At 70.5% G+C, this 23,477-nt stretch carries 22 protein-coding genes and 1 tRNA gene; 8 read left to right on the top strand and 15 right to left on the bottom strand.

The annotated features are described in order from the left end of the window. The first annotated feature begins 23 nt into the window (after positions 1-23). The 4 genes from HS048_RS15500 (at position 24) to HS048_RS15485 (ending at position 4,369) form a co-directional block, all read left to right on the top strand. Entirely contained in the window at positions 24-1,730 is a 1,707-nt protein-coding gene (locus HS048_RS15500; protein ID WP_196467295.1) for an SPFH domain-containing protein, read from the top strand. A gap of 4 nt (positions 1,731-1,734) precedes the next feature. Further along, positions 1,735-3,015: an SPFH domain-containing protein gene (locus HS048_RS15495; RefSeq protein ID WP_068894088.1), complete on the top strand. Its 1,281-nt coding sequence runs from the start codon at positions 1,735-1,737 to the stop codon at positions 3,013-3,015. A 73-nt stretch (positions 3,016-3,088) separates the two neighbouring features. Next, the gene (locus HS048_RS15490) at positions 3,089-3,862 is read left to right on the top strand and encodes a sporulation protein (protein ID WP_196467294.1); all 774 of its coding nucleotides are present in this window, start codon (positions 3,089-3,091) and stop codon (positions 3,860-3,862) included. Between the two features lie 294 nt (positions 3,863-4,156). Continuing rightward, positions 4,157-4,369, top strand: a complete 213-nt coding sequence (locus HS048_RS15485; protein WP_191893264.1) for a hypothetical protein — start codon at positions 4,157-4,159, stop codon at positions 4,367-4,369. 155 nt (positions 4,370-4,524) lie between these two features. Here the strand turns inward: HS048_RS15485 and coaE are convergent, their stop codons facing one another. The 5 genes from coaE to polA form a co-directional block, all read right to left on the bottom strand. Then, the gene (coaE, locus tag HS048_RS15480) at positions 4,525-5,142 is read right to left on the bottom strand and encodes a dephospho-CoA kinase (RefSeq protein ID WP_068894434.1); all 618 of its coding nucleotides are present in this window, start codon (positions 5,140-5,142) and stop codon (positions 4,525-4,527) included. Between the two features lie 110 nt (positions 5,143-5,252). Beyond that, entirely contained in the window at positions 5,253-5,702 is a 450-nt protein-coding gene (locus HS048_RS15475) for a GNAT family N-acetyltransferase (RefSeq protein WP_068894435.1), read from the bottom strand. Positions 5,703-6,000: 298 nt separating this feature from the next. Next, positions 6,001-7,485, bottom strand: coding sequence for a 30S ribosomal protein S1 (gene rpsA / locus HS048_RS15470; protein WP_068894090.1), 1,485 nt, complete (start codon positions 7,483-7,485; stop codon positions 6,001-6,003). A gap of 235 nt (positions 7,486-7,720) precedes the next feature. Next, a complete protein-coding gene (locus HS048_RS15465; protein WP_196467293.1) occupies positions 7,721-8,812 on the bottom strand; it encodes a polysaccharide deacetylase family protein in 1,092 nt (363 codons plus the stop codon). A 169-nt stretch (positions 8,813-8,981) separates the two neighbouring features. Beyond that, positions 8,982-11,711, bottom strand: a complete 2,730-nt coding sequence (polA, locus tag HS048_RS15460) for a DNA polymerase I (RefSeq protein ID WP_196467292.1) — start codon at positions 11,709-11,711, stop codon at positions 8,982-8,984. A gap of 142 nt (positions 11,712-11,853) precedes the next feature. On the opposite strand from polA, the gene HS048_RS15455 reads away from it, so the two are divergent. Next, positions 11,854-12,201, top strand: a complete 348-nt coding sequence (locus HS048_RS15455; protein ID WP_230881618.1) for a PaaI family thioesterase — start codon at positions 11,854-11,856, stop codon at positions 12,199-12,201. Positions 12,202-12,548: 347 nt separating this feature from the next. Here the strand turns inward: HS048_RS15455 and HS048_RS15450 are convergent, their stop codons facing one another. From HS048_RS15450 to HS048_RS15440, 3 genes are read right to left on the bottom strand one after another with little or no spacing between them, the layout of a single operon-like run. Next, on the bottom strand, positions 12,549-13,301 hold the full coding sequence (locus HS048_RS15450; protein WP_196467291.1) for an amino acid ABC transporter ATP-binding protein: 753 nt from the start codon (positions 13,299-13,301) through the stop codon (positions 12,549-12,551). Between the two features lie 5 nt (positions 13,302-13,306). Continuing rightward, positions 13,307-14,164, bottom strand: coding sequence for an amino acid ABC transporter permease (locus tag HS048_RS15445; RefSeq protein WP_153054044.1), 858 nt, complete (start codon positions 14,162-14,164; stop codon positions 13,307-13,309). 4 nt (positions 14,165-14,168) lie between these two features. Continuing rightward, entirely contained in the window at positions 14,169-15,026 is an 858-nt protein-coding gene (locus HS048_RS15440) for an ABC transporter substrate-binding protein (RefSeq protein ID WP_153054045.1), read from the bottom strand. A gap of 162 nt (positions 15,027-15,188) precedes the next feature. Between HS048_RS15440 and HS048_RS15435 the strand changes: the two genes are divergently transcribed. Then, on the top strand, positions 15,189-15,749 hold the full coding sequence (locus HS048_RS15435; RefSeq protein WP_068894436.1) for a hypothetical protein: 561 nt from the start codon (positions 15,189-15,191) through the stop codon (positions 15,747-15,749). Between the two features lie 60 nt (positions 15,750-15,809). On the opposite strand, the gene HS048_RS15430 is transcribed toward HS048_RS15435, so the two are convergent. The 6 genes from HS048_RS15430 to HS048_RS15405 form a co-directional block, all read right to left on the bottom strand. Beyond that, on the bottom strand, positions 15,810-16,574 hold the full coding sequence (locus HS048_RS15430; RefSeq protein WP_068894097.1) for an ABC transporter ATP-binding protein: 765 nt from the start codon (positions 16,572-16,574) through the stop codon (positions 15,810-15,812). Further along, on the bottom strand, positions 16,564-17,328 hold the full coding sequence (locus tag HS048_RS15425; RefSeq protein WP_068894437.1) for an ABC transporter ATP-binding protein: 765 nt from the start codon (positions 17,326-17,328) through the stop codon (positions 16,564-16,566). The genes HS048_RS15430 and HS048_RS15425 overlap by 11 nt, the downstream gene beginning before the upstream one ends. 44 nt (positions 17,329-17,372) lie before the next feature. After that, the gene (locus HS048_RS15420; protein ID WP_068894098.1) at positions 17,373-18,521 is read right to left on the bottom strand and encodes a branched-chain amino acid ABC transporter permease; all 1,149 of its coding nucleotides are present in this window, start codon (positions 18,519-18,521) and stop codon (positions 17,373-17,375) included. Continuing rightward, a complete protein-coding gene (locus HS048_RS15415) occupies positions 18,518-19,486 on the bottom strand; it encodes a branched-chain amino acid ABC transporter permease (RefSeq protein ID WP_068894099.1) in 969 nt (322 codons plus the stop codon). Before HS048_RS15415 ends, HS048_RS15420 begins: the two co-directional genes overlap by 4 nt. A gap of 157 nt (positions 19,487-19,643) precedes the next feature. Further along, complete coding sequence (locus HS048_RS15410) at positions 19,644-20,798, bottom strand: branched-chain amino acid ABC transporter substrate-binding protein (protein ID WP_068894100.1); 1,155 nt, start codon at positions 20,796-20,798, stop codon at positions 19,644-19,646. Between the two features lie 371 nt (positions 20,799-21,169). Beyond that, a complete protein-coding gene (locus tag HS048_RS15405; RefSeq protein ID WP_269435788.1) occupies positions 21,170-21,787 on the bottom strand; it encodes an ANTAR domain-containing response regulator in 618 nt (205 codons plus the stop codon). Between the two features lie 113 nt (positions 21,788-21,900). Between HS048_RS15405 and HS048_RS15400 the strand changes: the two genes are divergently transcribed. Together HS048_RS15400 and HS048_RS15395 are read left to right on the top strand one after the other, a co-directional pair. Continuing rightward, a tRNA-Leu gene (locus HS048_RS15400) sits at positions 21,901-21,973 on the top strand. A 219-nt stretch (positions 21,974-22,192) separates the two neighbouring features. After that, positions 22,193-23,032, top strand: coding sequence for a hypothetical protein (locus HS048_RS15395; RefSeq protein ID WP_196467922.1), 840 nt, complete (start codon positions 22,193-22,195; stop codon positions 23,030-23,032). A gap of 91 nt (positions 23,033-23,123) precedes the next feature. On the opposite strand, the gene HS048_RS15390 is transcribed toward HS048_RS15395, so the two are convergent. Further along, the gene (locus HS048_RS15390) at positions 23,124-23,429 is read right to left on the bottom strand and encodes a DUF6401 family natural product biosynthesis protein (RefSeq protein WP_196467290.1); all 306 of its coding nucleotides are present in this window, start codon (positions 23,427-23,429) and stop codon (positions 23,124-23,126) included. Positions 23,430-23,477: the final 48 nt, after the last annotated feature.

The raw sequence follows: 23,477 nt of genomic DNA, 5'->3' as shown, positions 1-23,477 counted from the left end.
TACGTGATCCCCTCGGAGGTGTGATGTCCCGGCCAAGAGAGGCCGCCAGGCAGGCTGCCATGGCGGCGGCCCAGGCGATCGGGCAGGGAGGCGACCCGCGCCAGGTCGCCGGTCAGGTCGCGGGCCAGTTCGCCGGCCAGTTCGCGGGCAGGGCGGCCGGTCAGGGCCAGGGCGCCGAGCAGGGGTCCGGGGAGCGGGGTTTCTCGCTCAACCCCTCCGACTTCGCGGCGGCCCGCGACCAGGGCACGTCCGTGGGCACCGTCATCGAGGCCCGCGGCTCGTCGCTGAACGAGGCCGGGGAGATCGTCAACCGCAGCTTCAGCGAGCGCGGCCCGAACGGCGAGGCCGTCCACGTCATCTCCCCCGTCGTGATCCCCAAGGGCACCACGGCCCGGGTGGTCCTCCCGCTGGTCCTGCTGGCCGCGCTCGGCCTGGCCGGCCTGGTCGCCACCGGGCTGCCGGACGGCGCCCGGGTGCTGTTCGGCGTGCACTACTGGGCGGTGCTGGCGCTGGCCGCCGCGTTCCTGTGGTGGCGCCGGAGCGTGGTCATGGTCCCCGAGGGCTGCAAGGCGCTGATCACCAAGTTCGGCAAGCTCGTGCAGATCGCCGAGCCCGGCCGGGTGACGCTGCTCAATCCGTGGAAGCGGGTCAGCTACATCGTCAACACCACCCGCGAGTACCCGTTCAACGCGCCCATCCGCGAGGCCCCGACCCAGCAGGGCGTCAAGGCCAGCGTGGACCTGTTCCTGCAGTTCCGGATCGAGGACCCGGCCGAGTTCATCTTCGTGCTCGGCTCGGTCGGCGGCTTCCAGGCCAAGCTGCAGAACGCGATCAGCGAGGTCACCCGCTCCCTCATCTACGCCCAGCGCGCCGAGGACATCTACGACCTGGTGGGCGAGAGCACGCTCGGCATGCTGGAGAGCCTCAACCAGCAGTTCCTGCCCGCCGTGCGGCTGACCGACGTGAACATCACCCACGCCGAGCCGTCCAGCCAGGAGTACCGGATGGACCTGGCCGCCCCGGAGATGATCCGGGTGGCCAAGGAGGCCTACACCTACGAGTACGAACTCCAGCTGCGCAAGGAGCAGAACGAGGGCGACCTGGTGCGGGAGCTCGCCGGGCTGCAGGAGCAGCTCTCGGCCATCCACGCCGAGATCGCCGGCTACCAGGCCCGGATGGACACCGCGCTGGAGCGCGCCACCCACCAGGCCAAGGCCCAGGCCGGTCAGCGGCTGGTCGAGGCGGAGTCCACCGCCAAGGCCAACGCCGCGCTGCTGGAGGCGCAGGCGCTGGACATCCGGGCGCTGAGCGCCGCCGAGGCGCCGGAGATCCTCGACTACCGCTTCCAGCAGGACCTGCTCGACAAGCTGGAGTCGGTCGCCGCCCACCTGCCCCGCGTGGTCCAGGTCGGCGAGCACGTCGACATCGACCTGCTGGCCCTGGCCCAGCAGCTCGTCGGCGGGCGCGAGACGGCGCTGTTCTCCGCCGAGGACATGGCCGCGATCCGCGCCCGCATCACCGAGATCGGCCGCCGCGTCGGCGAGCGGGAGGCGGAGATCTCCGCCCTGCTCAACCCGCCCGCCGATCCCGCCGCCCCCGTCGCCGTCGGGACCGCGGCGCGGAACGGCGCCCCGGACGCCGCCCCGCCGGGCACCGCCCCGAGCACCGCCCCGAACGCCGCGCAGGACGCCGCGCAGGACGCCGCGCCGCGCGTCCAGGAAGAGGCCTGAGCACATGAGCCGAGAATTCTCCAAGATCAAGGAATCCCTGGCGGCCTGGTCGGAGATCCGCCAGCTGCTGCGCGGCGGCGAGTCCGGCCAGCTCGTCCCGGTGGTCATCCCCAAGGACCGCCGGGGCTTCGCCTGGGTGGCGCTGCTGTTCCTGGCCCTCTACCTGGCCGGGACGGCGGTGTTCGCCGGCGGCCCGTTCGGCTTCCTGGCCGCGCTCGGTTCGGTGCTCCTCGTGTTCGTGGCCGCGGTCTGGCTCTGGCGCCGGGCGATCATCGAGATCGAGGAGGGCACCACCGGCGTGCGGAGCCGCTGGGGCGCCATCACCGGCACCCTGCCGCCGGGCCGCCACTACCTCTGGCTGCCCTGGGACCGGGTCGACGCGGTGGTGGACACCTCCACCGAGATCCCGTACTCCGCGCCGATCGTGGCCTGCCCGACGGCCGAGAACGTGCCGCTGAAGTCCATCGAGTTCTTCCTGAAGTTCCGCATCGTCGACCCGGTGGCCTTCGTCCGGACGATCGGGGCGGGCAACTTCGACCTCGTGCTGAGCAGCGCCGTACAGGACGCCATCCGCCAGCGCAGCCGCAGGGTGCACACCGAGCGCGCCTACGACCTGCGCGGCTCCGACGTGGGAGACATGCAGGAGGCCCTCAACCGCCAGCTCGGCCGGTACGGCGTGCGGGTCACCGGCGCCAACATCCCCGACGTGCAGCTCCCCGACGCCTACCAGCAGCACCTGGCCACCCGGGAGAAGGTCGCCAAGGAGATGTCGGCCTTCGAGCGGGAGTGGGAGCTGACCCGCAAGCGGCGGATCGACACGCTGCTCATGGAGATCGAGCGGGCGAAGAAGACGCGGGACGCGCGCATCGTCGAGGTGCGGGCGGCCGCCAACACCGCGCGCAAGGACGTCGCCCGCATGCTGGAGGAGCACGAGACCGAGGCCCAGCGGGTGCGCTGGGAGATCGAGGCGCGGGGCCGGGCCGAGCTCACCTCCGCCGAGAACGAGGCCAAGGCGCTGCGCCGCCTGGCCGAGTCCTACCGCGACAACCGCGCCGTGCTCCACTACGAGCTGGCCCGCCGCCGCCTGGACGTGGGGGCCCGGCTCGCCGAGAGCGCCCCCAGGCCCGTCGTCGTCCGGACCGCGGGCGGGGCCGGGGACTCCTCCGCGCTGTCCACCCTGCTCATGGCGCAGATCCTGCCGCAGCTGGGCACCGGGAACGGCCGGCTCAGGCCGTCCGTTGACCACACTGGCGACGCCGGCGGCCCCGCCGGCACCGCCCACTGAGAAACGTCCGCCCGGCGGACGTCCGCCGGGCGACACTGAGAACACGCACGTCATCTACCCAGGGAGTCTCCTGATGGTGTTCCGCAAGCTGAAGGCCGCGTTCGGTGCAGGTGTCGAGGTCGACACGATCCTGCAGAACTCCAACGTCCGCCCCGGCGAGATCCTGCGCGGGCAGGTCAACTTCCGCAGCAGCAGCAGCGACTACCAGGTCGAGGGCATCTTCATCGACTTCACCGCGGTGGTGGAGGTGGAGAGCGGCGACGAGGAGTACAAGACGACCTACAGCTTCCTGCGCCACCAGGTCTCCGGACCGTTCCACCTGGCGGCGGGCGCGGGCCAGTCGGTCCCCTTCGAGATCCCGGTCCCGTGGGAGACCCCGATCAGCGCCATCGGCGGCCACCCGCTGCACGGCATGAAGCTGGGCGTCTCCACCGAGCTCGCCCTGGCCGGCGCGCTCGACAAGGGCGACCTCGACCCGCTGTTCGTCAACCCGCTGCCCGCCCAGGAGAACGTCCTGGCCGCCCTCGACCGGATGGGCTTCCGCTTCAAGAAGGCCGACCTGGAGCGCGGCACCCTGCACGGCTCGCGCATGCCGTTCTTCCAGGAGATCGAGTACTACGCGGGCCCCGAGTACAGCCGGCACTTCAACGAGCTGGAACTGACCTTCATCTCCGGTCCGAGCGCGATGGACGTCATCCTGGAGGCCGACACCCGCGGCGGCTTCCTGAACTCCAGCCACGACACCTACAACCGCTTCACCGTCCACTACACCGACCACCCCGGTCAGGTGGAGCAGTCCCTGCGCTCCGGGCTGCACGCGATGGCCCAGAAGCGCGGCTGGTTCTGAGCCCCTCCCCGCCTGCGGCCCGCCTCCCGGCACGGCCGCCTCCCGTACGGCCCGCATCCGGAGAGGGTGCGGGCCGTACGGCCGCCGGGCCGCTCTCCGGCCGCCGGTGAACGTTTCACGCCCGCCGCGGCCCTCCCCGCCTCCATGCCAGGTCACGGCGCCCCGCGAAACGGGACGGGCGGCCGGTCTCCCTCCGGGGACGCCGCCGGTGTGATACTTCAGGCCCCGGCCGGCCGGCGTCCGCAGGGCCGCCCGCCGTACGGCGACGTTCTCCGCCCCCCCACAGGAGGATCGATGCGCAGGACAGGGACTCTGCTCGCCTCTGCCGTCCTGGCCACCGGACTGGCGCTGTCCGTCGGAGCGGCGCCCGCGCAGGCGGCCACGCTCCGCAACGTCTACTACTACGACTGGGACTGCCACCGGGTCGGGAACCTCGGCATCCAGGACGGGTGGTGGACGTCGTACACGTGCACCCCCCAGTACGGCTACTGGTTCCTCTACGCGTGACCCGGCCCCGGTGACGGCCCCGGCTTCGGCGTTCCCGGGGCCGTGACCGGGCCCGATGCCGTCGGCGGACCGCCCGGGACGCGGCGGGGAGGTGGACGATGCCGTTGAGCGCGACCGGCTTCTCGGAAACGGGCCCGGCCCGGGTGGGCCGCCCGCTACCGCGCCCGGCTCGCCCGCCGGGCGGACAGCTCCGCCCACACCTCGTCCACCCGGGCGTCCAGCTCCTCCAGTGAGCCCTCGTTGCGGATCACGATGTCCGCGACCGCCAGCCGGTCCTCGCGGGCCGCCTGGGCGGCGATCCGGGCGCGCGCGTCCTGCTCGGACATGCCGCGCGCGCCGGTCAGCCGGTCCAGGCGCACCTCGTCGGCCGCGTCCACGACGATCACCACGTCGTACATCGGGGCGAGGTTGTTCTCCACCAGCAGCGGCACGTCGTACACCACGATCGCGGCCTCGTCGGCCTCGGCCGCCTGGTCCTGCAGCTCGGCGACCCGGGCGCCGACCAGCGGGTGGACGATCCCGTTGAGCGCGGCCAGCTTCTCGGAATCGGAGAAGACGATGGCGCCCAGCCTCTCCCGGTCGAGCGAGCCGTCCGCGCGGAGCACCTCGTCTCCGAAGACCGCGACGACCCGCGCCAGCCCCTCGGTCCCCGGTTCGACCACCTCGCGGGCGATCCTGTCCGCGTCGATGACCACGGCCCCCCGGTCCGAGAGCCGCCGCGACGCCTCGCTCTTACCCGACCCGATCCCGCCGGTGAGTCCGACCTTCAGCATGGTCCGCAGCATACGGGCACGGCTCCCCCGCGGTCTTCCCGGCCCGGCGCGCGGGCCCGGCCTCCCTCGTCCGCTCACCTCCGTGCGCACGGCGGGCGCGGCAGGGCGGCTCAGCTCAGGCGGCGCATGTGCACCAGGGTGAGGTGGTCGCTCATCCGCTCCCGGCGGGTCTCCCGGTAGCCGTGGCGGCGGTAGAGCCGCAGGTTGCCCTCCGACAGGTGCCCGGTGAACAGGTCGAACGCGAGCGCCTCGGCGACCTCCTCGTGCAGGGCCGCCAGCAGCGCCCCGCCGATCCCCCGGCCCTGCACGTCGGGCGCGACCACCAGCCGCCCGACCCGGCAGGTCGTCTCCGAAGTCCGACCGCGGACCGCGCCGACGATCCGCCCGCCGTCCCGGGCGACGAGCACGGTGCCCGACTCGACGGCCCGGCGGACCTGCTCGGCCGACTCGACCAGCGGCGGGATGAACGGGTCCCCGTAGAGCTGGGCCTCGGTCACGTACGCCGCGCGCTGCACGGTGAGGATCTCCCCCGCCTCCGCGGGCTCCGCCCGCTCGATCATCGTCACGGCGTCACCTTAGCGGCGCACTTCCCTCAGGGCCATTCTCCCACCGTCGTCGCCCGGCAGGGCCGCTCCGGGCGTCTGAGGGCCGTCCTGGGGCGTCCGGGACGCTCGCCCCCCCACGCGTTCCGCATGGTCCTCAAGCCGGGACCGCCCCGGGGCGTCCCGGGACGCTCTGGCCTCGGGACGGCCCGAAGCCTCCGGGCGGGCCCGCCCGGGAACGCGGAAGGGCCCCGCCGGAGCGGGGCCCTTCTGCGAACCGTGCTTACTGCTACTGCCTCACCGCGGCCTCAAGGCCTCAGCTCTGGCCGCCCGCGAGCTTCTCGCGCAGAGCCGCGAGAGCCTCGTCGGAGGCGAGGGCGCCGGCCGCCGGAGCGGAGGAGCCGCTGGAGGAGGTCGACGGGGTCTCACCGGAGTAGGACGTGGGGGCCGCCTCGCCCGCCTCGGCCTCGGCCTTGCGGGCCTCCTCGACCTGCTTCTTGTGCGCCTCGAAGCGGGTCTGGGCCTCGGCGTACTGCCGCTCCCACTCCTCGCGCTGCTTGTCGAAGCCCTCGAGCCACTCGCCGGTCTCCGGGTCGAAGCCCTCGGGGTAGATGTAGTTGCCCTGGTCGTCGTAGGTCGCCGCCATGCCGTACAGGGTGGGGTCGAACTCGACGTCGGCGCCCATCGCACCCTCGTTGGCCTGCTTGAGCGAGAGCGAGATCCGGCGGCGGTCGAGGTCGATGTCGATGATCTTCACGAAGATCTCGTCGCCGACCTGGACGACCTGCTCGGGGATCTCGACGTGGCGCTCGGCCAGCTCGGAGATGTGGACCAGGCCCTCGATGCCCTCCTCGACCCGGACGAACGCACCGAACGGCACCAGCTTGGTGACGCGGCCCGGCACGACCTGGCCGATCTGGTGGGTGCGGGCGAACTGCTGCCACGGGTCTTCCTGCGTCGCCTTGAGCGACAGGGAGACGCGCTCGCGCTCCATGTCCACGTCGAGAACCTCGACGGTGACCTCCTGGCCCACCTCGACGACCTCGGAGGGGTGGTCGATGTGCTTCCAGGAGAGCTCGGAGACGTGGACCAGACCGTCGACGCCGCCGAGGTCCACGAAGGCGCCGAAGTTGACGATCGAGGAGACGACGCCCTTGCGGACCTGACCCTTCTGCAGGGTGTTGAGGAACGTCTGGCGGACCTCGGACTGGGTCTGCTCCAGCCAGGCGCGGCGGGAGAGAACCACGTTGTTGCGGTTCTTGTCCAGCTCGATGATCTTCGCCTCGAGCTCGCGGCCGACGTACGGCTGGAGGTCGCGGACCCGGCGCATCTCGACCAGGGAGGCCGGGAGGAAGCCGCGCAGGCCGATGTCGAGGATGAGACCACCCTTGACGACCTCGATGACCGTGCCGGTGACGATGCCGTCCTCGTCCTTGATCTTCTCGATCGTGCCCCAGGCCCGCTCGTACTGAGCGCGCTTCTTGGACAGGATCAGGCGGCCTTCCTTGTCCTCCTTCTGGAGGACCAGGGCCTCGACGTGCTCACCGACCTCGACGACGTCCGCCGGGTCGACATCATGCTTGATCGAGAGCTCACGCGAGGGGATCACACCCTCGGTCTTGTAGCCGATGTCGAGCAAAACTTCATCTCGATCGACCTTGACGACGGTGCCCTCGACGATGTCGCCGTCGTTGAAGTACTTGATGGTCAGGTCGATCGCTGCGAGGAACTCTTCCTCAGAGCCGATGTCGTTGACCGCTACCTGCGGGGTGCTCGAGGTGGCCTCAGTGCTGCTCGTCATGTGTGGAATTGCTCCGAACGCGGACAGATGTCGATGTGGCGAACGCGCGGCAGGCTTCTTATCGTTCAGCCGAGACAGGAGTTCGCATCGACGTGATCGAGCGCGAGCCCACTCCGTCCGAGACACGCGCGAGCCCACAGCGCAGCGATCAGCATATGAGACCAGAGCAGCCTGGTCAATCCGGAAGGACCCCGCACCAGGAGGCACGTAAAGGCCGCAACGGCGACAGGGACGCCTAATAGGCGTTGACCTGCCCCCTCCGCTTGGAGCTGATATTACCCCGAAGTTTCCTCGGGATGGAGATCCGTTCGGGGTCGCCGTCGGCCGTGTAGCGCTCGCCCGGGTGCCTGTCCAGCCACTCCAGCCAGTACTGCGAGCACCACTTGCGGCACTCACCCTTCTTGCCGTTGCTCTGGATCCGCTGGACGGCCCGCCAGTCGTAGTCCTTGGCGAAGGGCGACACCGACGGCTGGGCGCCGGCCAGGAAGACGGCCTTGAAGGCGAACCCCGTCCCGTCCCAGGAGCCCTTCTGCACGGTGGACCGCTTGCGCGGCATCGCCCCGAACGGCAGCGCCAGCGTCTGCGAGGGGCCGGCGCCGAGCGCCTTCAGCATCCGCTCGACCCGGACGAGCTGCTCGGCGATGCCCTTCTTCGCCAGGCCCGGCAGGTACGGGTGGCTCCAGGTGTGGTTGGCCACCTCGAACCCGCGGGAGGACAGCCACCGCACGGCGCGCGCCTGGTCGGCCCGGCTCTGCAGCCCGAACGGCTGCCGGTTGACCCAGAAGGTGGCGACCGGCCGGAAGCCGGGATACTTCTTCGCCACCTGGTAGATGATCCCGACCGCGGTGTCCTTCACGGGCATGCCCGCGTCGTCCAGCGCGAAGTGGCTGGGGTGACCGTCGTCGAAGGTGAGCACCACCGGGTGCCTGCCCGCGGGGATGTCCATCCGCCCGGTGGCGAACTCCTGGGCGGTGACCGGCACGTAGCCGTCCCTGGCCAGCCGTTCCATCTCCCTGCGCACCTGGTCGGGGGTGCGGTCGATGGAGGCCCGCCGCTTCTTCACGATCCGGTGGTACATGATCACGGGGACCATCCCCGCCTCGTTGGCCTTCACCTGCCGGGCGAACTCCGGCGTGGCGGTGATCGGCTGGGGCAGGTCGGCCGGGGGCAGGTCCGGCTCCGGGGTGGGCGCCGGCGTCGGGACGGCGCCCTGCGCCTGCCGCCCCGGCGCGGAGGCCGGGGCGGACGGCCCGGCGGTCCCGGGCGGGTCGGGCAGCAGGAACAGGACCCCGGTGGCGATGACCACGACCACGACGTTGGCCAGCATGATGAACCGCGTGAGAGGGGGGGTTGGACTGCGCACAAGACTCCCGTGCCCGTCGAGGTGTCGGCCTGCCGTCCAACCCTAGAACAGACCGGGACAAGCCCGGACACACCTCACAGCGCCCTCGCAGCGCCCTCGCAGCACCCCCACCACCGGCCCACCGGCCCGGCGGTCAGTGGCCGGCGTCCTGCCACGTGCGCCCGACGCCCACCGACACCTCGAGCGGGACGCGCAGCTCGTAGGCGGTGTTCATCCGGGTCCTGACCAGCTCGCGCAGGGTCTCCAGCTCACCCGGCGCGACCTCGAACACGAGCTCGTCGTGGACCTGGAGCAGCATCCGCGAATCCAGGCCCGCCTCGCGCAGCGCGGCGCCCACCCGCAGCATCGCGATCTTGATGATGTCCGCCGCCGAGCCCTGGATCGGCGCGTTGAGCGCCATCCGCTCGGCCATGTCGCGGCGCTGGCGGTTGTCGCTGTTGAGGTCGGGCAGGTAGCGGCGGCGGCCGAGGATGGTCTCGGTGTAGCCGTCCTGCCGGGCCCGGGCGACGATCGCGTTGAGGAAGTCGCGGATGCCGCCGAACTCCTCGAAGTACTCCTCCTTGAGGCCTCTGGCCTCCGGCACCGGGATGCCGAGCTGCGCGGACAGCCCGAAGTCGGACAGGCCGTAGGCCAGCCCGTAGTTCATCGCCTTGATCTTGGCGCGCATCTCGCCGGTGACCTCCTCCGGCTCGGTGCCGAAGACCCGCGCCGCGGTCGCCTGGTGGAAGTCGTGCCCCGACTCGAACGCGGCGATCAGCGCCTCGTCGCCGGACAGGTGGGCCATGATGCGCAGCTCGATCTGGCTGTAGTCGGCGGTCAGCAGCGTCTCGTAGCCGGAGCCGACCGTGAACCCCTGCCGGATGCGGCGGCCCTCGGCGGTGCGGATCGGGATGTTCTGCAGGTTGGGCTGCTTGGAGCTCAGCCGCCCGGTGGCCGCCACCGTCTGCTCGAACGTCGTGTGGATCCGGCCGTCGTCGGAGATCTCCTTGATCAGCCCCTCGACCGTGACCCGCAGCTTCTCCTGGTCCCGGTGGCGCAGCATGATCGTCGGAAGCTCGTGCTCGGTCTGCGCGGCCAGCCAGGCCAGCTGGTCGGCGTCGGTGCTGTAGCCGGTCTTGATCTTCTTCGTCTTGGGCAGCCCCAGTCTGACGAAGAGGATCTCCTGGAGCTGCTTGGGCGAGCCCAGGTTGAACTGCTCGCCCACCGACGCGTGGGCCTCCTCGACGGCCTGCTTCACCGCGGCCCGGAACTCCTCCTCCAGCCCGCCGAGGTGGTCGCGGTCGGCGGCGATGCCCGTCCGCTCCATCTCGGCCAGGACGGTCACCAGCGGCAGCTCCACGTCCCGCAGCAGGCTGGTGGCCGCCCGCGGCTCCAGGAACGCCTCCAGTGCGCCCGCGAGGTCGCGCACGGCCGAGGCCCTGAGAGCGAGGTCGCGGGCCGCGTCGGCCTCCTGGTCGTCGAACAGGGAGGTCTGCCCGTCCGCCGGGGCCTCGCCCTTCAGCTCGCGGCCGAGGTAGACCCGGACCAGGTCCTCCAGGACGAACGAGCGCTGCCCCGGGGCCGCCAGGTAGGCGGCCAGCGCCGTGTCGCAGGACAGCCCGCGCAGCTCCAGCCCCTGCGCCCAGAGCGCCAGCATGAACCCCTTGGCGTCGTGCACCGCCTTGGGCCTGGCCTCGTCGGCCAGCCAGGCGCGCAGCGCCGCCTCGTCGGCCTCGGTCAGCCCGGACGGGTCGACGAACGCCGCCCGGGAGCCGCCCGCGCCGCCTTCCTGCCCGCCGGCCGGCGCGGCGATCGCCACACCGTCGATCCGGCCGGTGCCCCTGCCGTACGCCCCCGTGAAGGCCAGGCCGGACCGCCCCTCGGGCAGCGCCTCCAGCCACCCGGCCACCTCGCCGGGACCGAGCACGACGACGTCGACCTCGAAGCCGTCCCCGGCGCCGGCCTCGGACCCGGACTCGGCCGAGCCGAGGGTCTTGAAGAGCCGCTCGCGGATCTCGCCCCGGAACTCCAGGGTGTCGAGGATCTTGTCGATCTCGGCGCGGTCCAGCTCGCCGACCTTCAGCCCGGCGACCTCCTGCTCCAGCGGCACGTCGCGCACCAGCTGGGTCAGGCGGCGGTTCATCAGCACCTGGTCGAGGTGCTCGCGGAGCTTGTCGCCGACCTTGCCCTTGACCTCGTCGACCCGGTCGACCAGCTCCTCCAGCGAGCCGAACTCCCTGATCCACTTGGCCGCGGTCTTCTCCCCCACTCCCGGGATGTTCAGCAGGTTGTCGCTGACGTCGCCGCGGATGGCGGCGAAGTCGGGGTATTGGGCCGGAGTGAGGTCGTATTTCTCCAGCACGGCCTCGGGGGTGAACCGGGTCATGTTGCTGATCCCGACCCGGGTCATCAGCACCGTGATCCGCTCGTCGACGAGCTGCAGCGCGTCGCGGTCGCCGGTGACGACCAGCACGTCCATGTCCTGCTCGGCGGCCCGGGTGGCGAGCGTGGCGATCAGGTCGTCGGCCTCGTAGCCGGCCAGCGACAGGTGCGGGACGCGCAGCGCGTCGAGCATCTCGTGGATCAGGCTCATCTGGCTGCGGAAGCTGTCCGGGCTGGCGCTGCGGGTGGCCTTGTAGCCGGCGTACTCCTCGTGCCGGAACGTCGGCTCCGAGCGGTCGAAGCAGACCGCCACGTGGGACGGCCGCTCGTCGCGGAGCACGTTGACCAGCATCGACGTGAACCCGTAGACGGCGTTGGTCTTCTGCCCCGTGGAGGTGGAGAAGTTCTCCTCAGGCAGCGCGTAGAACGCCCGATAGGCCAGAGAATGCCCATCCAGCAGCAGGAGACACGGACGAGTAGGGGTCGCTTCACTCTTCGGCACAGCAGAAGCCTAGTCTCCTGGTGCGACAGAAAACCTGGCCCCGCGTGACAGGAGTCATCCCTTGACCATGACCGATCCCGACGAGACGTCCCCCATCGAGGAACTGCTGGGCGGCGCGCACAGGAACACCCTGGTCGAGCGGATGGGCATCGAGATCCTGGAGGCGAGCGCCGAGCGCGTCGTCGCCACCATGCCCGTCGAGGGCAACACCCAGCCGTACGGCCTGCTGCACGGCGGCGCGTCCTGCGTCCTGGCCGAGACCATCGGCTCCGTCGGCTCGGCCCTGCACGCCGGCCCCGGCCGCATCGCCGTCGGCATCGAGATCAACGCCACCCACCACCGCTCGGCCACCTCCGGCCTGGTCACCGGCGTGGCCACCCGCCTGCACGGCGGCCGGACGGTCGCCACCTACGACATCGAGATCACCGACGAGCAGGGACGGCGCGTGTGCACCTCCCGGCTCACCTGCATGCTCCGCGACGCCCCCTGAGGGCGGCGCCCGAAGAAGTCCGGGCGGGCGGCGCATATCTTTGCGCTCTCGGCTCCGGTGGGGTTACGGTGGGTGACGGCGACGCCCGCGGGGGGCCGAGTAGAAAACGTGCGGAGTCGGGGAAGCTCCACACGGCGCCAAAGGCCTCCCCGCGGGCTCGCGCCCCGCAGGGCACCCGCACCTCTCACTCTGGCGTCCTCGTGCCCCTCCCCCGGCGTTCCCGCGCCCCGCAGGCGCAGGGCACCCGCACCCCTCCCCGGCGTTCTCGCCGCCTTCCCCGGGCGCACCGGTGGCCCGCACCCCCGGGGAAGGGGGACGGGCCACGGCCTGCGGGCCCTCCGGAGGGCTCAGACGTCGGTGTGGGTCGGGTCCAGCACCCGGCGCAGGAAGGACTTGGTGCGCTCGTGCCGCGGCGCGCCGATGACCTGCTCGGCCGGGCCGTCCTCGACGATGACGCCGCCGTCCATGAAGACCACCCGGTCGGCCACGTCGCGGGCGAACGCCATCTCGTGGGTGACCACCAGCATGGTCATGCCCTCCTCGGCCAGCTTGCGCATGACCGTGAGCACGTCGCCGACCAGCTCCGGGTCGAGCGCCGAGGTGGGCTCGTCGAAGAGCATCAGCGCCGGGCTCATCGCCAGCGCCCGGGCGATCGCCACCCGCTGCTGCTGGCCGCCGGAGAGCTGCGCCGGATAGGAGTCGCGTTTGTCGGCGACGCCCACCTTCTCCAGGTTCTCCACGGCGATGCGCTCCGCCTCCGCCCGGCCGCGCTTGAGCACGCGGCGCTGGGCGACCATGACGTTCTCCAGCGCGGTCATGTGCGGGAAGAGGTTGAACTGCTGGAAGACCATGCCGACCCGGCGGCGGGCGGCGTCGATGTCGACGTCGCGGTGGGTCAGCTCGACCCCGTCCACCACCACCTGGCCCGAGGTGGGCTCCTCCAGCAGGTTCACGCAGCGCAGCAGCGTGGACTTGCCGGAACCCGACGGTCCGATGACGCAGACCACCTGGCCGGGGTCGACGGTGAAGTCGATGCCCTTGAGGACCTGCAGCGCACCGAACGACTTGTGCAGGTTCCTGATCTCTACTGCGTGTGCCATGTCCCTCACCGCGCCTTAGCCTGGCGTGCTTCGAGCCGCCGCACCACGATGCTCAGCGGGATCGTGATGAGCAGGTAGGTCGCACCGGCCAGCAGCAGCGGCGTGCTGTCGGCGTACTCGGTGGCGATGTCCTGGCCGAACTTGGTCAGTTCGCTCGTCGCCGAGGTGACACCGATCGCGAACACCAGCGAGGAGTCCTTGAACAGCAGGATCAGCTCGTTGGTGAGCGGAGGGATCACGATGCGCAGCGCCTGCGGGATCACCACCGTGATCATGGCCCTGGAGTACGACATGCCCAGCGAGCGCGCCGCCTCCATCTGGCCCCGCGGCACCGCCTGCAGGCCCGCCCGGATCGTCTCGGCCATGTAGGCCGCCGAGACCAGACCGAGCGCGATCGCGACGACGCCGTACTCGTCGAAGGGGAACCGGATGCCCGGGAACGCGGTCGGAACCGCCAGTCCGAGCAGGATGAAGACGAGCACCGCCGGGAGACCGCGGAAGACCTCGATGTAGACGAGTGCGATCCACCGGTTGGGCGCCGCGGAGGACAGCCGCATGAGCGCGACCACCAGTCCCAGGAAGAAGCCCAGGACGTACCCGGAGACCGTGTAGATCACCGTGTTCTTCAGCGCGATGGTGAAGATCTCCGGGAAGAGGTTCTCCGCCACCTTCATGTCGAGGAAGTGCTCGCGGATCGCCGCCCAATCGGCCCAGCTCACCACCAGGGCGGCGAGGACGACGAAGACGGCGTACTGGACGCCGCGGCTGATGTTCCGCCGCTGACGGGGACTGAGCCCCGCCCCTCCGGAGGACGCTCCGGAGGGGCCGACCGGAGGCCCGGTCATCGTGGACTGTTCTGACATGGAATCAGGCGCCCGGCTTCTTCCCGAACCACTTCTCGTAGATGGTGTCGTAGCTGCCGTCCGCCTTGGCCGCGGAGATGGCGTCGTTCAGGGCCTTCACCAGCTCGGTGCTGCCCTTCTTGGCGGCCACGCCGTACTGGGCGCCGGTCTCGATGACGCCGCCCAGCTCGAACTTCTCGGCGATCTCGGGCTTCTTCAGCCAGTCGTTGATGACCGGCAGGTCCTGCAGGACCACGTCGACCTGACCTGCCTGCAGCGCGGCGATCTGCTTGCCCGCGTCGTCGAACTGCTTGGGGTCGAAGCCCTTGCTCTTGGCGTAGTCGAGGCTCGTGGTCGCCGCCTGCACGCCGAAGCGCAGGTTGCCCGCCTTGACCTCCTCGATCGTGTTGATCTTCTTGCCCTTGGGCGACAGGAAGGCGATCACCTCGTCGAAGTACGGGTCGGAGAAGTCGAGGTTGGCCTTGCGCTCCTCGGTGATGGTCATGCCCGCGGCGGCCACGTCGCACTTGCCGGCGTTGAGCGCCGCACCGCTCTTGATCGAGTCGAACTTGATGTCGACGATCTCCTGCGTCACACCGAGCTTCTTGGCGGCCAGGTCGACGATGTCGACGTCGAAGCCGACGACCTTGTCGCCCTCCTTGTACTGGAAGGGCGGGTACGGCAGGCTCGTGCAGGTGGTCAGCTTGCCGGGGGTGACCAGCTTGGGGCCGTCGGCGGCGGCGGCCGGGGCGCTGGACGAGGCACCCGCGCTGGGGCTGGCGGTGGTGGAGTCGCCACCGCCGCAGGCCGACAGGCTCAGCGCGCCGGCGACGACCACGGCGCCCACCGCGAGCATCCGGCGGGGAATGAAACTCAGGCCCACGACGGCCTCCTTCTCGGTCAATGTCGCTCTTTGCATGGATACCTCAATGGGGGTGATGCTGCCTTACAGCTGCGGCAGGGCAGGTCACCGCTGTGACACGATTCGGACAACAAGTTCAGCCGTGCGTATTACTCCCACGTACCCCGATCTAGCGTGATCTTCATGCCCCGCACCGCCGTGGCCGTCGCGGCCGCCGCACTCCTCCTCCTGCCGGCCGCCGCCTGCTCCGGGCGCCCGGAGCCCCGGACGGACTCCGCCCGCCGGGCCGCCGCGACGCCGACGTACGAGCTCCCGCCCCGTCCCGTCAGGCCCGGCGAGATCCGCGTCACGGCCGCCCCCGTGCAGGACGGCGACACCCGGTTCCAGGTGATCGGCCTGCAGAAGGGGCTCAGCGGCTTCTTCGCCAGCCACGCCGAGTGGCAGGCCAGGGGCCAGTACGTGGTGGTGCGGATCGTCGCCGACAACCCCGGGCGCACCAACTCCCGCTTCGACGCCGGCAGGCAGCGGCTGCTCACCTCCGACGGCGCGGCCCACCCGGTCGACGCGTTCGCCCAGGCGACCAAGCGGCAGCCGGACGTCTTCCTGCTGGGCGCGGGCGTCCGGGTCGAGATGGACCTGTGGTTCGACGTCCCCGAGGAGGCCTCGGTGACCGGGATCCGGCTGTACGGCGACCCGCCGCTGGGCTACACCCGCACGGACGGCGTCACGGTGCCGCTGGGCTGAGCCGCGCGAACGGGCGGACCCGCCGTCGCGGCGGGTCCGCCCGTGATCACACCGTACGGCTCACGCCTCGCCCGCGGGCGGCTCGGCCGCGGCCGGCCCCGGCGCGGGCTCGTCGTGCCCGAGACCGCCGCCGAGGTAGGCGGCCTGCACGTCGGGGTCGTCGAGCAGCTGCGCCGCGGGGGCGCTCTTGACCACCCTGCCGGTCTCCAGCACGTAGGCCCGGTGGGCGAGCTTCAGCGCCTGCTGGGCGTTCTGCTCCACCAGCAGCACCGTGACGCCGCGCCGGTTGATCTCCTCGATGATGTCGAAGATCTGCTGGACCAGCAGCGGGGCCAGGCCCATGGACGGCTCGTCCAGCAGCAGCACCTTCGGCTTGGCCATCAGCGCCCGGCCGATGGCGAGCATCTGCTGCTCGCCGCCGGACATCGTGCCGGCCGCCTGGTTGCGGCGCTCGGCCAGCCGGGGGAACAGCTCGTAGGCCTCGGCGAGCTCGGCGCCGAAGTCACCCGAGCGGGTGTAGGCGCCCATCAGCAGATTGTCGTGGACCGTCATGCCGGGGAAGATGCCGCGGCCCTCGGGGGCCTGCCCCAGACCCGCCATCACGCGCTTGTGGCCGGGCATCTTGCTGATGTCCTGGCCGTCGAAGACGATGCTCCCCGACGTCAGGCCGCGCAGCCCGGAGATCGTCTTCAGGGTGGTCGTCTTGCCCGCCCCGTTCGCTCCGATGAGCGTGACGATCTCGCCCTCGTTCACCTCGACCGAGATGCCCTTGAGCGCCGCGATCTTGCCGTAGTGGACGTGGATGTCCTTGATCTCAAGAAGCATCTGCCGGTGCCCCCAAATACGCCTCGACGACCCGGGGGTCGTTCCGCACCTCGTCGGGCAGACCGTCGGCGATCTTCTGGCCGAAGTCCAGCACCGCGATGCGGTCGCTGATGCCCATGATGAGGCTCATGTCGTGCTCGATGATCAGAATCGTCCGCCCGGCGTCCCGGATGTCGCGGATGAGCTGCTGCAGCGCCACCTTCTCCGCCGGGTTCATGCCCGCGGCGGGCTCGTCCAGCAGCAGCAGCTTCGGGTCGGTCGCCAATGCCCGGGCGATCTCCAGGCGCCGCTGGTCGCCGTAGGGCAGGTTCTTGGCGTGGTCGTGCGCGCGGTGCGGGATGCCGACGAACTCCAGCAGCTCCATCGCCAGTTTGCGGCCGTCCCGCTCCGCCTGGCGGTGCCAGGGCAGGCCGAGCGCCACGCTCACCATGCCGGACCGGTGGTGGGCGTCCGCGCCCACCATGATGTTCTCGACCGCCGTCATGTTGTGGAACAGCCGGATGTTCTGGAACGTCCGGGCCACGCCCTTACGGGTGATCTTGAAACGCTTGGTCCCGCTGATCTTCTCGCCCAGGAAGCGGACCTCGCCCTGGGTCGGTCGGTAGACGCCGGTCACCACGTTGAACACCGTGGTCTTGCCGGCGCCGTTCGGGCCGATGAGCGCGAAGATCTCGCCCTCGTTGACCGTCAGGTTCACGTCGTTCAGCGCCGTGACGCCGCCGAACCGCATGACGAGGTCCTTCAGCTCCAGCATCGCGCGGCCACCGCGCGCCTGGTCCGCAGCACTCGCTTCGGTGCTCACTTGGAGGCCACCTCCTCACCGTGCGACTCCGGCCCGGGCACCTCTGCACCGAGCGTACCCATCCCGCCTGATCCCTCTTTCAGCTCCGCTTTTCGCTGGCGCGACGGGAGCAGGCCCTCCGGACGGAAGATCATCAGCGCGACGAGCACCGCACCGAAGATCAGCATGCGGTACTCCTGCAGGCCGCGGAAGCGCTCGGGCAGCCACGCCACGATGAACGCGCCCAGCATGACGCCCGGCAGGTTGCCCGCGCCGCCCATGACCACCGCGGCCAGGATCGTCGCCGAGAGCAGGAACTGGAAGTCGTTCGGGTTGATCGAGATGGACTTGGCCGCCCACAGCACGCCCATCGCACCGCCGATCGAGGCGCCGATGGCGAAGGCCAGCATCTTGAAGCGGAAGGTCGGCACGCCCATGACCTCGGCCGCGTCCTCGTCCTCCCGGATCGCCGCCCAGGCGCGTCCCACCCGGCTCTTCTCCCAGCGCTTGACCAGGATGATCACCACGACGGCGAGGGCCACCAGCAGGTAGTAGTAGGGCCGCGGGTCGAGCACGCCGTACTTGAAGATCTCGACGTCGCCGATGTAGATGCCCTCGATGCTCGGCGGGTGCGGGATGCCGCGGATGCCGTTCGGGCCGCCGATCTCGTCGGTGTTCCGGGCGGTGATGCGGATGATCTCACCGAAGCCCAGCGTGACGATCGCCAGGTAGTCGCCGCGCAGCCGCAGCGTCGGGGCGCCCAGCGTGATGCCGGACAGCGCGCAGATCAGGATGCCGGCCACCATGATGACCCAGAAGTTCCAGCCCATCCGGGTGCCGAGCAGCGCCATCGCGTAGCCGCCGACGGCGTAGAACGCGACGAAGCCCAGGTCGAGCAGGCCGGCCTGGCCCACCACGACGTTCAGGCCGATGGCCAGCAGCACGTAGGTGCCGATCGGGAAGAACAGGATCGTCGCCCAGTCGGTGTCGGGCGACATGAAGCTGCCGATGGTCTCGGACGGCAGCAGCAGCGCCCCGACGATCAGGAGCAGGTAGACGGCCCAGCGCTGCCAGCCCGGGGCCTGCTGCCAGTAGTCGTGCACCGCGTCGCCGGCATGGCCCAGCCGCCGGCGGAGTCCTGCCACGGAAGTCTGCTTGTCGTTCATGCGCGCGCCTGCTGGAGTGATTCACCGAGGATGCCGGTGGGGCGGAACATCAGGACCAAGACGAGGATGGTGAAGGAGATCACGTGCTTCCAGTCGGAACCGAAGAAGATCGCTCCGTAGTTCTCCACCAGACCGAGCGTGATTCCGCCGACCAGGGCGCCCCGCAGGTTGCCGATGCCGCCCAGGACGGCCGCGGTGAACGCCTTGATGCCGAAGAGGAACCCGATGTAGTAGTTCGTGTTCTCATAGGCGATCAGGTACAGCGCGCCGGCCACGCCGGCCATGCCGCCGCCGATGAGGAACGTCATCCGCACGATGTAGTCGATGTTGACGCCCATCAGGACCGCGGCCTCGGGGTTCTGCGCGGTGGCGCGGATGCCGCGGCCGATCTTCGTGCGGTTCACCAGCCGGTCCAGCACGATCATCATGCCGATCGCCGCCACGATGACCAGCACCTGGTCCACCCGGACCGGATGGCCGGCGATGGAGAACAGCTCGGTCCGCTCCATGATCCGGGGCAGGGCCATCTGGATCCGGCCCTGCTGGGGGCGGTCGAAGACCTCCGGGATCACGATGAGCGCGAACAGCTCCTGGAGGAAGATCGAGGCGCCGATCGCGGAGATGAGGGCCGCCAGGCGCGACGCGCCTCGGCGGCGCAGCGGCCGGTAGGCGATGCGCTCCAGCGCCACCGCCGTGCCCGCGGAGGCGAGCATGCCGGCCAGGATCATCAGGATGATCACGCCGACCAGCGCGAGGCCGGTGAGCGCCGAGTTGATGCCCAGTACGAACGGCACGAACATCGCACCGAAGGTGCCGATCATGAACACTTCGGAGTGCGCGAAGTTGATCAGCCTGAGCACGCCGTACACCATCGTGTAGCCGAGCGCGATCAGGGCGTAGATCGACCCGAAGGCCAGGCCGTCGACCGTCGACGGCCAGAACTGATTGATGAAGTCATTGAACACTGAGGATTACCACTTCTAGCGGGGATCGCCTGCACTGTCCGGTAGCCGCTTCCAGCGGATCTCGTGGACCTCCCGGAAGTGCGCGGAGAGCGGGGACCGCAACCGCGGCCGTCCCGCTCCCCGCGCCGACTACCAACTCTCCTCGGAGCCTGCGGACTCAGCCCAGCTTCGCCTCCGCGGCCTTGCCGAGCAGCGTGATCGCGCCGCCCTTGACCTGGTAGATGTAGATGTCCTTGGCCTCGACCTCACCGTTCGGGGCGAACTTCACCTGCTTGGAGACGCCCGCGAAGTCCACCGTGGAGATGAACTGGTTGATGTCCTCGGGCGTGGTCTTGCCGGCCTTGATCGCCTCGATGAAGACCGTCGCGGCGTCGAAGCCCTCGGAGGCGTAGATCGCCGGGTCGGCGTTGTAGGCGGCCTTGTAGGAGGCGGCGAAGTCCTTCACCTTGGCGTCCGTGACGTCCGGGGTGGCGATGTAGCAGGGGCAGCCGATGAGCGCGCCCTCGGCGTTCTCCGCGCCGGCGCCCTCGATCAGGCCCTTGTCCAGCGAGCCGTCGCCGGAGAGGAACTTGGCGTCCACGTTCTTGTCGCGGAGCTGCTTGAGCAGGTTGCCGCCCGCGGCGTAGTAGCCGCCGAAGAAGATCGCGTCCGGCTTGGCCGCGGCGACCTTGTTCACGACCGAGGAGAAGTCGCTCTCCGCCGGGTCGAGCGAGTCGTCGGTCACCGTGGCGCCCTTGGTCTTCAGCTGGGCGCGGACCGCGTCGGCCAGGGGCTTGCCGTACTCGGACTTGTCGTCGATGACGAAGACGTTCTTGGCCGCGGCGCCGTCCACGATGAAGTCGGCGATGCCGGGACCCTGGACGCCGTCGTTCGGCAGCACGCGGTGCCAGTACTTCCAGCCGTTCTCGGCGAGCTTCACGTTCGTGGCCGAGGCCGAGACGCTCGGGAGCTTCGCCTCCTCCAGGACCGGGCCGACCTGGGCCGACTCGCCGGAGAACGCCGGGCCCACCAGGCCCACGATCTTGTCGGTCTTGATGGCCTGCTGGGCCAGGGCGACGGCCTTGGACGGGTCGGCCTGGCTGTCGTACTCGACCAGCTCGATCTTCACCGCGGGGTTGGTCTTGTTGTACTGGTCGATGGCGAGCTTCGCACCGTTCCGCGGCGGGATGACGATGCCGGCGTTCGCACCGGTCAGGTCACCCATGAAGCCGATCTTGACGGTGCCCGGGGCGGCAGCGTTGGAGCCGCCGTCCGCCGGCGTGGTCTCCGAGCCGCCGTTGCCGCAGGCAGCGAGACCGAGGGCGAGCGCCATGCCGGCGGCAAGCACTCCACCGAGGCGAGCAGTCTTAGGCCGCAAGGTTGCCTTCCTTTCACCCGGCCCTTCGTCGGGACCGAGTTCACAGATGCCCTCCCCTGACGGGGTGGTCAGGAGGTTGTGTCGGTTAGTACAGCCAGCGGATGTCACAGGTCGGTACAGGAACGCCTGCCGTTACCGCTTCGTTATTACACCGATCCTATTCATCTACCAGCGCAAAGGCCGCCGGCACCCCCGACCTGCGATCTTTCCCGTCCCACCTTTCGGACACGCGAGAGCCCGCGCGCCCCTGCTTTCCAGGGGGCGCGCGGGCTCACCGCGAAAGATCGTCCCGCCGCGCGGCGGGACGCCGGGCCGAGCGGCCGCCGTCAGGCTCCCGCGGCCTCACCGCCCCCGCCGTCCGCCCCCGGTGCGGGCGTCCCGCCCACCACGATCTGCGCCACCTCGCGCATGCTCAGCCGCCGGTCCATGGAGGCCTTCTGGATCCACCGGAACGCCTGCGGCTCGCTCCACCCGTGCTCGGCCATGAGCAGCCCCTTGGCCCGCTCCACGAGCTTGCGCGTCTCCAGGCGCTCCGAGAGGGTGCCGACCTCCCGCTCCAGCGCCGCGATCTCCTCGTGCCGGCTCACCGCCATCTCGATCGCCGGCACCAGGTCCGACTTCGTGAACGGCTTCACCAGGTAGGCCATCGCCCCGGCGTCCCTGGCCCGCTCGACCAGGTCCCGCTGCGAGAAGGCGGTCAGGATCAGGCACGGCGCGATCCGCTGCGACACGATCTGCTCGGCGGCCGAGATCCCGTCCAGGACGGGCATCTTCACGTCCAGGATCACCAGATCGGGCCTGAGCTCGGACGCCAGCCTGACCGCGCTCTCCCCGTCCCCGGCCTCGCCGACGACGGCGTATCCGTCCTCTTCCAGCATCTCCTTGAGGTCGAGGCGGATCAACGCCTCGTCTTCCGCGATCACCACTCGCCGCTGCGTACTCACGAGCAAGAGAGTACCGACGTCCGCTAGATTGGAACCACGCCGGTGCCCGTGATCGATCCGCCCCTGGGTTAAGATCACAGCCGGCAGCCGCGGTCCCCACGGACCGGGAACGGGCCCCGATATCCCAACGGCAGAGGAAATGGTCTCAAACACCATCGAGTGTGGGTTCGAATCCCACTCGGGGCACCTCACCAGGAGCCACCCGGCCTAGCGCGGGGTGGCTCCTCCGCTTTCCCGTCCCGGCGCCGCCCTCTGGCCTCCGCCGCCGCACCCTCACCGAACACGTACGGCATGCCGGTTTTGTGGATATAAGTCAGCAGTTGGGGCATTTATCCACGTTGGGAGACCCACCGTCTCGGTGGGTCTGTGCCGTACGTCAACGAGGAGGCCCCCATGGCCGCTCCCATCGATCTCGGCAGGGGCGTGTCCGACGCCTGGGCGTCGGTCGTCGCCTTCGTCCCCCGGTTCGTCGCGTTCCTGGTGATCCTGCTGGTGGGCTGGGTGATCGCCAAACTCCTGTACAAGGCGGTCGACGCCGTCCTGGAGAGGGTCGGGTTCGACCGGTGGGTCGAACGGGGCGGGATCGGCCGCGCGCTGGAGCGCAGCCGCTACGACGCCTCGGATCTGATCGCCAAGCTCATCTACTACGCGGTGCTGCTGATCACCCTGCAGATCGGCTTCTCCGTCTTCGGCCCGAACCCGATCAGCGCCCTGCTCGGCGGCGTGGTGGCCTGGCTGCCGAAGGCCGCCGTGGCGATCGTGATCGTGGTGGTCGCCGCGGCCATCGCCAACGCGGTGAAGGACATCATCTCCGGTGCGCTGGGCGGCCTGTCCTACGGCCGGGTCCTGGCGAACATCGCCGCGGTGTTCATCATCGGCCTCGGCGTGATCGCCGCGCTGAACCAGATAGAGGTGGCCACCACGGTGACCACGCCGGTGCTGGTGGCCTTCCTGGCCACCGTCGCGGGCATCCTCGTCGTCGGCGTCGGCGGCGGCCTGATCCGCCCGATGCAGCGGCGCTGGGAGGGATGGCTGGACCGGGCCGAGAGCGAGACCGACGCCCTGCGCGGCCAGGCGGCCGCCTACGACCGGGGGCGGACGGACGCGAGGTCGTCCGTGGGAGCACCGGGGACCGTGCACCCGCCGGCTTCGGGCGCCACACCGCAGCCCTCCGGCGAGGGCGTGCTGCACTCCGCTCCGGGGCCCCACTCCCGGCCCGGGGAGACGCCGCCGCCGCGGGCGTGAGCCGGAGCCGCCGCCGCGGGCCGTGCACCCGCCTCCGGCCGGGGGCGGGTGCACGGCCCGCCGTACGGGGTCGTCCCGTGCGCGGTGGGGCTCAGGCCGAGGCGGGCGCCGGATCGAGCATCAGGCAGACCGCGCTGAGCCGCAGCGCCGCGAAGTCGAGTGGCTGGTCCGGGCCGGGCGCCCGCCAGCCCATCTCGTGGGCGCCGTCCCAGAAGCCGATGAGGTAGCCGAGCAGCGAGGCCGGCCCGACCTGCTGGCCGAGGGAGACGATGGCCTGCCGCACCTCGGCGGCGTGCTGGTCGAGCGCCGCGCCGACCCCCGGGTGCTGGGCGCGCAGGTCGAGCACCCGCTGGGCGAACTCCGCGCGGAGCCGGGCGGGCCATGATCGTTCGGACACGGTCGTTCCCTGGGTGTGTGCTGCCGGTACGGCAGTCACGATAAGCCG

The sequence above is a fragment of the Planomonospora sp. ID91781 genome, from assembly GCF_015711595.1.
Classification (GTDB): Bacteria; Actinomycetota; Actinomycetes; order Streptosporangiales; family Streptosporangiaceae; genus Planomonospora; species Planomonospora parontospora.
The sequence above is the reverse complement of the archived record's forward strand: the minus strand, read 5'-3'. Positions and strand labels throughout refer to the sequence as shown.